At 69.1% G+C, this 11,642-nt stretch carries 11 protein-coding genes; 6 read left to right on the forward strand and 5 right to left on the reverse strand.

The genetic code is table 11. From position 1 onward, the window contains the following. A partial coding sequence (locus AC1DYI_RS16110) for an NAD-dependent epimerase/dehydratase family protein (protein WP_477205142.1) occupies nucleotides 1-380 on the reverse strand: 380 nt, incomplete at its 3' end. A gap of 105 nt (nucleotides 381-485) precedes the next feature. Here AC1DYI_RS16110 and AC1DYI_RS16115 point away from each other — a divergent pair. The 3 genes from AC1DYI_RS16115 to AC1DYI_RS16125 are packed head-to-tail and all read left to right on the forward strand — an operon-like array spanning nucleotide 486 to nucleotide 4,082. Beyond that, nucleotides 486-1,457 carry a lysylphosphatidylglycerol synthase domain-containing protein gene (locus tag AC1DYI_RS16115; RefSeq protein ID WP_477205143.1) on the forward strand — a complete coding sequence of 324 codons (972 nt, stop codon included), beginning with the start codon at nucleotides 486-488 and terminating at the stop codon, nucleotides 1,455-1,457. Then, nucleotides 1,454-2,518 (forward strand): glycosyltransferase family 2 protein, encoded by a 1,065-nt coding sequence (locus tag AC1DYI_RS16120; RefSeq protein WP_477205144.1) that lies wholly within the window; start codon nucleotides 1,454-1,456, stop codon nucleotides 2,516-2,518. Before AC1DYI_RS16115 ends, AC1DYI_RS16120 begins: the two co-directional genes overlap by 4 nt. Continuing rightward, on the forward strand, nucleotides 2,505-4,082 hold the full coding sequence (locus tag AC1DYI_RS16125) for an ArnT family glycosyltransferase (protein WP_477205145.1): 1,578 nt from the start codon (nucleotides 2,505-2,507) through the stop codon (nucleotides 4,080-4,082). The genes AC1DYI_RS16120 and AC1DYI_RS16125 overlap by 14 nt, the downstream gene beginning before the upstream one ends. A 9-nt stretch (nucleotides 4,083-4,091) precedes the next feature. Here AC1DYI_RS16125 and AC1DYI_RS16130 read toward each other — a convergent pair whose 3' ends face one another. Then, the gene (locus AC1DYI_RS16130) at nucleotides 4,092-5,186 is read right to left on the reverse strand and encodes a radical SAM protein (RefSeq protein ID WP_477205146.1); all 1,095 of its coding nucleotides are present in this window, start codon (nucleotides 5,184-5,186) and stop codon (nucleotides 4,092-4,094) included. After that, the gene (locus AC1DYI_RS16135) at nucleotides 5,183-5,887 is read right to left on the reverse strand and encodes a class I SAM-dependent methyltransferase (RefSeq protein WP_477205147.1); all 705 of its coding nucleotides are present in this window, start codon (nucleotides 5,885-5,887) and stop codon (nucleotides 5,183-5,185) included. The genes AC1DYI_RS16130 and AC1DYI_RS16135 overlap by 4 nt, the downstream gene beginning before the upstream one ends. Before the next feature lie 252 nt (nucleotides 5,888-6,139). Here AC1DYI_RS16135 and AC1DYI_RS16140 point away from each other — a divergent pair, with 252 nt between their 5' ends. Then, nucleotides 6,140-7,132, forward strand: a complete 993-nt coding sequence (locus tag AC1DYI_RS16140; RefSeq protein WP_477205148.1) for a Bug family tripartite tricarboxylate transporter substrate binding protein — start codon at nucleotides 6,140-6,142, stop codon at nucleotides 7,130-7,132. A 1-nt stretch (nucleotide 7,133) separates the two neighbouring features. Here the strand turns inward: AC1DYI_RS16140 and AC1DYI_RS16145 are convergent, their stop codons facing one another. Continuing rightward, a complete protein-coding gene (locus AC1DYI_RS16145; RefSeq protein ID WP_477205149.1) occupies nucleotides 7,134-8,195 on the reverse strand; it encodes a hypothetical protein in 1,062 nt (353 codons plus the stop codon). Nucleotides 8,196-8,363: 168 nt separating this feature from the next. On the opposite strand from AC1DYI_RS16145, the gene pstS reads away from it, so the two are divergent. Further along, nucleotides 8,364-9,446 carry a phosphate ABC transporter substrate-binding protein PstS gene (pstS, locus tag AC1DYI_RS16150; RefSeq protein WP_477205150.1) on the forward strand — a complete coding sequence of 361 codons (1,083 nt, stop codon included), beginning with the start codon at nucleotides 8,364-8,366 and terminating at the stop codon, nucleotides 9,444-9,446. An 81-nt stretch (nucleotides 9,447-9,527) separates the two neighbouring features. After that, entirely contained in the window at nucleotides 9,528-10,802 is a 1,275-nt protein-coding gene (lplT, locus tag AC1DYI_RS16155) for a lysophospholipid transporter LplT (RefSeq protein ID WP_477205151.1), read from the forward strand. 20 nt (nucleotides 10,803-10,822) lie between these two features. On the opposite strand, the gene AC1DYI_RS16160 is transcribed toward lplT, so the two are convergent. Next, nucleotides 10,823-11,642: glycosyltransferase (locus tag AC1DYI_RS16160; RefSeq protein WP_477205152.1), on the reverse strand; the 820-nt coding region annotated here is incomplete at its 5' end.

Consider the following 11,642-nt stretch of genomic DNA (forward strand, 5'->3'; position numbering starts at 1 on the left):
GCGTACAACAGGTGCGGCACGCCGGCTTCGCGGCAGGCTTCGATCAGGTTGGCAAATCCGACCAGGTTGGACTGGATGTAGTCGGCCGGCGCCTTGATCGAGTGCCGCACGCCGGCCTGCGCGGCGAGGTGGATCACCGCATCGAAGCCACCTCTGACGATCAGCTCGCGGGTGGCGGTGCTGTCGCACAGGTCCAGCCGCTGGCAGGGCACGCCCAACGGCAGCAACAGCGCCGCGACGCGGTCTTGCTTCAGCCGTGGCTCGTAGTAGGTGTTGAAGTTGTCGACACCGGTGACCCGGTGGCCGGCGCGCGCCAGCTCGGCCGCCACATGGGCGCCGATGAAGCCGGCTGCGCCGGTGACGAGGATGTTCTGGGCCATGGGCCGACGATGATAGCCCTGCGCTCCGGGGCACCGTAGGCGTGGGGCGAAGGCCATGGCAGTGAGTGGCTGCTACCATCGCGCGCCATTCCTCCTGTGCCCACGATGCCCCCGACGCCCGATGCTGCGCGCCGCCCCTGGACGCGCCTGCTGCTTGCCAGCGTGCTCGGCCTGGGCTTGCTGGCGTGGCTGCTGCGCAAGGTCGACCTGACCCCCTTGGGGACGGCATTTGCCGCCACGCCGGCTTGGCTGTGGGCCGTGGCGCTGGCCGGCCTGTGCCTGAGCTATGCGCTGCGGGCCGAGCGGCTGCGGCGCGAATGGGGCTCGTGGTTCGCGGCCGATGCGGCGCGGGGCACGGCCCCCGGCTTCATGGCCTGCCTGGCGCTGTTCCTGACCCACAACGCCGCCATCGTCGTGCTGCCGCTGCGCGCCGGCGAGGCGGGCTACCCCTTGCTGATGCAGCGCCGCTTCGGCGTGCCGCTGGGCGATTCGCTGCGCAGCCTGCTGTGGCTGCGCCTGCAAGACGCCGCGGTGCTGGCCACGCTCGCCGCGCTGTGGCTGCCGCCGTTCACCCGTGAGGCGCGCCTCGGCTGGGCCGCGCTGCTGGCGCTGGGTTGGGCGCTGGTGCTGCTGTTCGGCGCGCGTGCGCTGGCGGCCGTCTCGGCCCGGGTGCCCGCGGTGCAGCGCTTCGAATCGGCCTGGCTGACCCACCGCAACGACCGCCTCGGCTGGGCCTTGTGCGCCGCCAACTGGGTCGTCAAGCTGGCGGTGTTCGCGCTGGTGCTGCAGGCGCTGGCGCCGCTCGACTTCGCGGCGGCGCTGCGAGGCGCGCTGGGCGGCGAGGTCGCCTCGGTGCTGCCCCTGCAAGGCCCGGCGGGCCTCGGCACCTATGAAGCCGGCGTCTGGGCGGCCACGCGCATGGACGGCGGCGGCGTGGGCGACGCCTCAGGTGCCCTGGTGGCCGCCGGCGCTCTGGCGCTGCACGCCTTCAGCCTCGCGGTGGCCCTGGCCGCGGCTGCGATGATCATGCCTTGGGCCAAGGCGCCCAGGACGACGTTGGAGAACAAGACGCAATGAGTACCGATACCCTGACCACGACCACGACGGCCGTCGACCTGCCCGCCGCGCGTGCGCTGGCGCTGACCCAGCTGAAGCCGCACCGCCTGTCGGTGGTGGTGCCGATGTACAACGAGATCGACAACGCGAAGCCGCTGATCGATGCCGTGCAGGCCGCGTTGGCCGCTTACCCGCAGCCGTGGGAGCTGATCGTCGTCGACGACGGCAGCCGCGACGGCACCGGCCGCGCACTGCAAGACCATGCCGCCACCGTTGGCCCGCACATCCGAGTGGTGCGCCTGCTGCGCAACTTCCGACAGACCGCGGCGATGCAGGCCGGCATCGACGCCGCCCGCGGCGACATCATCGTGACGATGGATGGTGATCTGCAGAACGACCCGCAGGACATCCCGCTGCTGGTCGCCAAGCTGCTGAACGAGCCGTACGACATGGTCGCCGGCTGGCGCCAGAACCGGCAAGACGGCTTCGCGCTGCGCAAGTTCCCGTCGATGCTGGCGAACCGCCTGATCCGTCGCGTCACCGACCTGAAGTTCCAGGACCTGGGCTGCAGCCTGAAGGCTTTCCGCGCGCCGGTGCTGCGCGAAATCCGCCTCTATGGCGAGATGCACCGTTTCATCCCGGCGTGGCTGGCCACGGTGACCTCGCCGACGCGTATGGCCGAGGTGCCGGTCAGCCACCATGCGCGCACGGCCGGCGAATCGAAGTACGGCATCTCGCGCACCTTCCGCGTGCTGGTCGACCTGCTGGCGGTCTACTTCTTCCTGAACTTCGGCGCCCGGCCGGGCCACTTCTTCGGCACCGTGGGCCTGGGCATCGGCGCGATCGGCACGATGATCCTCGGCTACCTCGGCGTGCTGAAGCTGCTGGGTGAATCGGTCGGTGGCCGGCCGCTGCTGATCCTGGGTTTCTTCATGGTCATCGGCGGCCTGCAGTTCCTGTGCACCGGCGTGCTGGCCGAGCTGCTGATCCGCATCTACTACGAGGGTGGCCACGCGCGGCAGTACCACACGATGGCGCAGCCCGACCTCGATGCCGCAGACGCTTGGCATGAACGCTCTTAAGCGCGCCCCTTGGGCACTTGCCCTGGCTCTGTTGCTGCTGGCGGTCTTCCAGCTCGGCGCGGCGCCGCTGTTCGACGTCGACGAAGGCGCGTTCAGCGAAGCCACGCGCGAGATGCTGCAAAGCGGCGACTGGGGCCACACGACGCTGAACGGCGAAGATCGCTTCGACAAGCCGATCCTCGTCTACTGGCTGCAGGCGGCGAGTGTGTCGCTGATGGGCCTGAACGAGTTCGCGCTGCGCCTGCCGTCGGCGCTGTGTGCCTGGGGCTGGGCGCTGGCGCTGTTTGCCTTTGCCCGGCCGCGGCTGGGCGAGCGCACGGCGATCAGCGCGGCGCTGATGATGGCGACGAGCCTGGGCGTGCTGGCGATCGGCCGCGCCGCGACGGCCGACGCGCTGCTGAACTTCCTGCTCGTGATGGCGATCTGCGATGCGTGGCGCTGGCTCGAGTCGGAGCAGAAGGCACCGCTGCGTCGCGCGTTCGCGTGGATGGGCCTGGGCCTGCTGGCCAAGGGGCCAGTCGCAGTGCTCGTGCCGGTGGCAGCGGCCGCAGTGTGGTTGATCACCGCGTGGGACTGGCGCCTGGCGCTGCGCCGTGTCGGCCAAGCCGTCAGCGATGTGCCTGCCTGGCTGCTGCTGATCGGCATCGCGGCGCCTTGGTATGCCTACGCGCTGAACCGCCACGGCCAGGCCTTCATCGACGGCTTCCTGGTCAAGCACAACCTCGCGCGCTACAGCAGCGCGATGGAGCAGCACGGCGGCAACCCGTTCTACTACTTCGGCGTGCTGCCACTGCTGCTCCTGCCCTGGACGCCCCTGCTCGTGGCCGTGGCGCGCCGGGTGATGACGCACTGGCGAGACCCGCTCGGCCGCTTCCTGCTCGGCTGGGGCGGCTTCGTGCTGGTGTTCTTCTCGCTGTCGGGCACCAAGCTGCCGCACTATGTGCTGTACGGCGCGACGCCGTTCGTGCTGCTGATGGCGATCGAGCTGGAGCGCTGCGGCAAGGTGATGCGGTGGGCATTGGCGGTCAGCGCGTTGATCCTGCTGTCACTTTTCGTGGCGCCCGCCTGGCTGCTGCCGTGGCTGCTGACGCTCGTGCACAAGCCCGAGTACCGCGCTTTGCTGTCGCATGCGCCGCCGGCCCTCGGCCTGATGATCGCCGGTACCGTGGCCGCCGGCGTGATCATCGGTCTGGCTGCTGCGCCGGCGCGCTTGCGCGAAGGGCTGGCGCCGAGCGCCGCRCCGTTGCTGTCTGCCTGCGTCGTTGCGATGGTGCTGCTGGGCTTCGGCCTGCCGTGGTGGGGCACGCTGCTGCAGGGCCCCGTTCGAGATGCCGGGTTGATCGCCCGCGAACGATCGGAAGTGGCCGTGCAGTGGAAGCTGCACAAGCCCAGCTTCGCGGTCTACCGCGGCCAACCCGTGCCGCGGCGCGATCCAGCACCCGGTGAACTGGCGCTGGTCAACGTCGAGCACCTGAAGAAGCTGCCGGCCAACGACGCCAACGCCTACGAGACCATCTTCGAAGAGCGCGGTGTCGCGCTGATCCGTTGGCGGGGTGCGCGCTGACCGCGCCGGTCAGCGCGGGCTGAGCATCACGATCCGCTTCCAGTCCTGCGCGATCGTGCGGTGCGACAGGCACGAGCTGGCGCATTTCGCCGAACCCAGCGCCGAGCACTGCAAGGTCTCGGCGCGCTGATCGCGTGCTGTCGCACTGGTCCAGATCTCGCGCACGCTCTGGCGCGTGATGTTGCCAATCACCGGGTACTCCCAGCAGGTGCGCACGTCCCCGTTGGCCAGGATGTGGAAGTCGCGCAGCCCGACGCGGCAGGGTGTCCGTGCGGGCATCACCTTGTCGCCGCGGAAGTGCGCCGGCCACGACAGCAGCCGCCGCTCCTCGGTCTCGATCGGCGCGCCGGCGCGCTTGGCTGCCACCAGTGACTCGGCCATCTGCTGCAGCTGCGCTTCGTCCTGCGGGCGCAGCCACAGGTCGCGCGCGACTTCGTCGGTCCATGGGCGCACAGGGCTGAAGTCGACAGACGAGGCGCCGGCCTCAACGACCCAGTCGACCAGGTCCCGCATCTCGTGCAGGTTCTGGCGATGCACCGTGGCCTTGATGCGGATCGGGAAGTGGTGGCCCGCGGCGTCGCGGGCGGCCTTCAGGCGTTGCAGGCCTTGGCGGATGCGCGCCAGAGAGCCGGGAATGCCACGCGACGCGTCGTGCACCGCGTCGCTGGCACCGTCGACAGAGATGTCGATGTTCAGCGGCGTCGCCGCCACCAGCCGGGCAACGACGGGGGCGGTGAGCGCCGAGCCGTTGGTGATCATGCCCCAGTCGACCCCATGCTCGCCGCACCACTGCACCAGGTCGAGGAACGKCTTGAACATCAGCGGTTCACCGCCGGCGAACTGCACGTTGAAGCGGCCGACATAACTTTGCAAGTCCGCGAACGCAGTCTGCCATTGCGCCAGGCTCATCTCGGCCGGGTAGTCGTCCAGCCGCCAGCAGGCACACGATCCGCACTTGTAGTTGCAGCGTTCGGTCGGGTGCGCACGGATCGCAAACGGTTTTGACAACGGCAGCCCGGTGCGCAACTCGAGCGCCTCGCGCAGCTCCTGGCCCAGCCGGCGCCGGCCGAGCGACCACAGACGGGACATCTGGCGGGCCTTCATGACGCGCTCCCGGTGCGGTACATCGACCACGACTTGGCGCAGCCCCAAACCCGCTCGGTGTAGACCTCGGCATCCGGGAACAGCTGCCGCAGCGTGCCGAGCTTCAGGTACGTGGTCTGCGCCAGCGGGCAATGCCAAGGCTCGTGGGCGTGGCGCCGGTCTTGCCGGGCGGCCCAGGCATCGCGCAGCGGGCGAGGGTAGAACCAGTAGAACGGCAGCCCGGTGTGGGCCTCGACCGGGAAGGTCCAGGCCGGTGTCTGGACCCAGTAGCGGCGGCCGACACGGCGCACCTCACGCGCAAAACGGGCCACACGTTCATCGTCGCCCAGGTGCTCGATGACGCTGTTGCTGAAGACGATGTCGAAGGACTGGTCGCCGAACATCCTCAAGTCGGTCGCATCGCCGACCACCACCTGCCATTCGCTGCCGTTGGTCGGCAGGCGCCATGGCCTTTGTGTGCCGGCGCTGGCGGCGCTCGTGTTCAGCAGCGTCAGCCGGTAGGGCTGCTCGGCCAACGCCCAGGTCTCGATGTTGCCGCCGAGGTCGAGGATGCGGTCGCCAGGGCGGGCCCCGAGCCGGTCGGCAAAGGCGCGCAGGCGCCGGGCCCGCCAACGCTGCTGCAGCCGCTCTTTCGGCGGGGTGGGGTGCTGCTTCGCCGCGTCCGAGCTGCCAAGCTCGAACGCCGCCAGATCTCTGGCCATCGGGCTACCTCCAGTTTTCTTGTTAGATTCTTGGACGCCTCTCGGCCGCACTGCACCGAGGGCAAATCCATCCTAGCCAAGATGGAACCTGAAGATGCGTGCTTTTTGCACGTTAGCTGCACCCGCGATGGTTACCCTGGTGGGTTAGGGGGTGGGGGCCACCCAGCGGCAGGGGCGCTAAGTAGTTCCACGCGTCCACAGACGATTGGGGTGGCTAGAGTCGGCAGCAGCCGCACGCACCGGGAGTCCACGATGCCGAACCGCTTGCCCACCCGTCGTCAATGCCTCGAAGCGATCGCCGCGTTGGGCGCGGCCGGGCTGCTGCCCCGTTACGCCTGGGCGCAGGCCACGTGGCCGAGCAAGTCGATCCGCTTCGTCGTGCCGTTCGCGCCCGGCGGCAGTTCCGAGATCGTCGCGCGTACGACGGCTGCCGAGTTGACCAAGTCGCTCGGGCAGAGCGTCTATGTCGACAACAAACCCGGTGGCGCGGGCAACATCGCGATGTCCGAGGTCGCGCGGGCCGAAGACCAGCACACGCTGGTCCTAGGCCACATCGGCACGCTGGCGGTCAACCCGTACATCTTCGACAAGCTGCCCTACGACCCGGTCAAGGACTTCAGGCCGATCTCGCTGCTGGCCAAGGTGCCCAGCCTGTACCTGGTCCACCCGGACCTGCCGGTGAAGAACCTGAAAGAGTTCATCGCGCTGGCCAAGGCCAAGCCGGGGCGGCTGAACTACGGCTCCGCCGGCAACGGCAGCGCCGGCCACCTGGCGATGGAATACCTGAAGATGGCCAGCGACACCTTCATCCTGCATGTGCCGTACCGCGGCACCGGGCCGCAACTGACCGACCTGCTGGCTGGCAGGTTGGACGCGGCTTCAGTCGGGGCGCCGGCGGTGCTGCAGTTCATCAAGGCTGGCAAGCTGCGTTGCATTGCCACCGGCACGCTGCAGCGCATCCCGCAATTGCCCGACGTGCCAACCGTGGCCGAGCAGGGCTACCCCGGCTTCGAGATGACGCAGTGGTACGGCCTGATGGCACCCGCATCGCTGCCGCAGCCTGCGGCCGACAAGCTGGCCGCTGCGGCTGCCAAGGCGATGCGCGAGAAGGATGCGCTGGATCGCCTGTCCAACGACGCGGCGATCGCCGTCGGCAGCACGCCGGCCGAGTTCGCCGCCTTCATCACCGCCGAACAGAAGCGCTGGAAGCCGGTGATCGCGCGGGCGAAGATCAGGCCGGATTGAGTCACGCCACCGGCGTCGCCAGGAAGGCGCGCGGCACGCCGTTCTGCGTGCCCTGGCCGACGATCTGGCCCGCGTTGTTGATATCGACCGCCTTGTTCAGCACCCAGCCATCGTGGTCGCCATCGATCAGGCGATTCAGGTCGACCATCGTGCCGTCTTGCCAGACGAAGGCGTGCGGCTTGCGTGGGCTGCCCGGTGCGACGACTGTCGAGGTGCCGACCACCACGCCGGCGTCGTTCAGCGCCTTGGCCTGCAGGCTTTGCTTCGGGCCCGGCAACTGGCCCAGGTCGATCGCCACGCCGTTGCGCCACAGGTAGCCACGGCCGGCGGTGCTGTCGTCCACCGGCTTGTAGCGGCCGCAGACCTGGCCGGCGGCATTGATGCCGAGCGCCTCGTGTTCAGCCGATCCGAGCACGTCCAGCCTGGCGGCCGTGCCGCCGCGGTAGACGAACGACACGGTCTGCTTCTTTTGCCGGCTGATGCCGACCACGTCGCCCGTGGCGTTGATGGCGTTCGCCTGGATGATCACGAGGCCGGTTTCGGCGCTCAGGTCGACCATCTGGCCATCGCGCCACAGCACGCCGGAGCCGGGGTACAGAAAGCCAGTGACGACACCGTCGTCGTTGATGTCGGTGGCAAAGGTGCTGTCGCGGTCGTTCTGCTTGCTGAAGTACTGGCGCTCGGCGCCGTGCCAGGTCCAGGCGCTTTGCAGGTAGGTGGCGTCGGCGTTGGCGGTGTCGTGACCGGCCACCACGCCGGCCACGTTGATCGCCGCGCCCCATGACGCGACACTGTGCTGCTCCATCCGCAGGCCGCGCATCTTGCCCGCCTCGGAAATGAAAGCCACGCCCTTGTTGTCGCCGTCGTGCCGCGTCGCCATGCCGACGGCGACGCCGTGGTCGTTGAGGCCGCTGACGAGGATGGTGCGGCCGCCCAGGTCACCCAGGTCGGTGACGCGGTAGCGCGGCCATGCGGGCGCGGCGCGGGCCGACAAACCGGCGGCGGCCAGCGCCACGCCCAAACCCTGAACCAAGATATCGCGGCGGCCGAGGGGCGACAACATGGGAAACCTCCGCTGTGGGTGTTGGCAATCAACGCGCCAAGTTTCGCCGAAACGGCCGGGCTCGGACTGCCACCGTGTGGGGCCTAGCCGGCCAGGACACGCCGTTATCGGACAATCGCGGGTTGGACTGCCGATGTCTGGCGGTGCTTTCCTGGCTGTACCTGCATCATGTCGATCACCTTGTTGGGGCGCGTCGCCGCCCTGGGGCTGCTGAGCCTCGCGAGTCTCTTTCCCCGTCTGGCGGCCGCCGAAACCGCGGCCTTGACAGGCGCCGGCTCCTCGGCCGCTGCACCGGTCTACAAGGCCTGGGCGCTCGAATACGCCAAGCAGCATGGCGACGCGCTGGACTATGCGGCGATCGGCTCGGGGGCCGGCATGGCGAAGATCCGCGCCGGCGAGGTCGACTTCGGCAGCTCCGACGTGATTGCCGCGCAGAAGGACCTCGACAAGGACGGGCTGGTGATGTTTCCCACCGTCATCACCGGCGTGGTGCCGGTCGTCAACCTGCCGCGTGTCGCGCCGAACGCGCTGCGCCTGAGCGGCGAGGTGCTGGCCGCGATCTTTCTCGGCGAAATCACGCAATGGGACGCGGCACCGATCAAGGCACTGAACCCCGAGCTGAAGCTGCCCAACCTGCCGATCCGCCGTGTCGTGCGCGCAGATGGCTCGGGCACCACCTACCACTTCAGCGACTACCTCAGCCGCGTCAGCCCGGCCTGGAAGCAGCGCCATGGCGCCGCCAGCAAGTTCGACTGGGCCGGCGAGGTGCTGGCGGTCAAGGGCAGCGCCGAGGTCTCGAAGACCGTGAAGGCCACGGCTGGCGCGATCGGCTACATCGACTACAACTACGTGCTGGCCGACAGCCTGAACGGCGTGTCGATGAAGAACGCCGACGGCCAGTTCGTCGTCGCCGGCGTCGAAAGTTTCCGTGAGGCGGTGACGCGCAGCGCCTGGTACAGCCAGGGTGACTTTTCAGCGTCGATCAGCGATGGCCCTGGCGCCAAGACCTGGCCGCTGACGATGGGCACCTACATCGCGCTGCCGCGAGTTTCAAAGAGCAGCGAGCGTGCCGAGCGCACGCTGCGTTTCATCATCTGGTCGTACCTGCGCGGCGACGCACTGGCGCGCGACGCGCGCTTCGTGCCGCTGCCGGCCAAGGTCCAGGCCAGTGCCTACAAGGAGATCTCCAAGGTCTCGACCCCCAGCGGCGAATCGCTGGGCGTGAAGGTGCTGAACGCACTGGTCAAGTGACGCTTGTGCGCCGCCGGCCATGCGCCGGTCGGCGCCAATGGCACGGCGTGGTGTCACACAAGCGCATTGAAATGGCGGGCCATGAAGTTGCCCGCCCGCCGATCAGGACCTGAATTCCCCCCCGGGTTTCGCTGGCTGATCTCCGCCCAGTTCTCTTCCGCGCTGGCCGACAACGCGCTGCTGATCGTCACCATCGCCTTGCTGCAGGAGCAGGGCCTGCCGGGTTGGTGGGCGCCGTTGCTGAAGTTCGGCTTCACGATCTCGTATGTGTTGCTGGCGCCCTTCGTCGGGCCGCTGGCCGATTCGTTCGCCAAGGCACGCTTGATGGCCTGCATGAACGCGGTCAAGGCACTGGGCGTGCTGGCCCTGCTGGCCGGTGTGCAACCGGTGCTGGCCTTTGTTGTCGTCGGCTTCGGTGCCGCGGCCTATGCGCCTTGCAAGTACGGGCTGATCACCGAGCTGGTGCCGATGGAGCGGCTGGTGGCCGCCAATGGCTGGCTCGAGGTCTCGGTGGTTTGCGCCGCGCTGCTCGGCACGGTGCTGGGCGGTGTGCTGGTCAGCCCGTGGCTGCTGCAGGCCGAATGGATGCAGGCCGCGGGCCAGGCACTGGCCGCCTGGCCGCTGATGGCCGATGGCAGTGCGCTCGACATGTCATTGGCGCTGCTGCTGGCGCTGTACGGTCTGGCGGGCTTGTTCAACATCGGCGTGCCCGACAGCGGTGCGCGCTATCCCGCCTGCGAGATCCACCCGGTGGTGCTGGTGCGCGCTTTCTGGCGCGACCACAAGACGCTGTGGCGCGACCGCGATGGCGGCCTGTCGCTCGCGGTGACGACGATCTTCTGGGGTGTCGGCGCGACGCTGCAGTTCGCGGTGCTGCGCTGGGCGGTCGATGAGTTGCAGCTGACCCTGGGCCAGGCTGCCTACCTGCAGGCTGCGGTGGCGGTGGGCGTTGTGGCCGGCGCCGCTGCGGCCGGCCGCCTGGTGCCGCTGTCGCGGGCCAAGCGCATGCTGCCGGCCGGCGTGGTACTGGGATTGATGATGCCGGTGGTCGCCAGTGCCGGCGCCTTGAGCCTGGCGGTGCCGCTGTTGGCCATCGTCGGCATCGTCGGCGGCCTGATGGTGGTGCCCTTGAATGCCTTGCTGCAACACCGCGGGCACCAGCTGCTGAGCGCCGGCCGTTCGATCGCGGTGCAGGGCTGCAGCGAAAACGCCAGCATCCTGGCGATGCTGGCGGGCTACGCGACGATGATCGCGCTGGACGTGCCGATCGTGCCGTTGATGTGGGTCTTCGGCCTGGCCATCGCGGCGGCGATGGCGGTTCTGATGGGGCGCCTGCGGGCGTCGGTCAGGCCCTGACCCGCCAGCGCAGCGGCTGGTCAGTCGATCGACGTGGCCAGCGGGTGGGCCGACGTGGAGCGGCGCGAGGTGTCTTGGGCCAGGGGCGCGTCGGCGTCCTGGATCACTTGCAGCAGCACCGTCTCGAAGCGGGCGATCACGCCGTCCCAGTTCAGCCGCAGCGCGGCCTCGCGGGCGGCCTGGCCCATGGCCGCTCGGTGCGCGCGGTCGGCAGCGATGCCGACCGCCTCGCGAACGTAGGCGTTGTTGTCGCCCATCGGCACCAGCACGCCGTTGTGCCCCGGCTGGATGATCAGCGACGCGGCCGCGTAGTTGAAGGCCACCACCGGCAGCCCGCTGGCCATCGCCTCGGGCGTCACGTTGCCGAAGGTCTCGGTCAGACTGGGGAACAGGAACAGATCGAGCGATGCGTAGTGCTCGGACAAGGCGTTGCCGACCTGCTGGCCGGCGAACACCGCGTCGGGCCAACGCGCCTGCAGCTCGGCGCGCAGCGGGCCCTCACCGACCAGCACCAGCTTGGCGCGTGGGTCGAAACGGCGGATCGCCTCGAACGCTTCGCTCAAGGTGGCGAGGTTCTTTTCGGCCGCCAGCCGGCCGACGCAGCCGACCACCAGGTCGTCCGGCGCCACTCCCCAGCTGCGGCGCAGCTCCTCGTTGCGAAACCCGGGGTGAAAGCGCTCGGTGTCGACGCCGCGCTTGACGACAGTCACATGCTTGAAGCCCGCGGTCTCCAGGTCTCGCCGCAGCGCTTCGGTCGGCACCATCGTGGCCTGCGTGCGGTTATGGAACTTGCGCAGGTAGGCCATGATCGGCCGGTGCAGCCAGCCGACACCGTAGTGC

The sequence above is a fragment of the Ideonella sp. P3_A4 genome, from assembly GCF_056403075.1.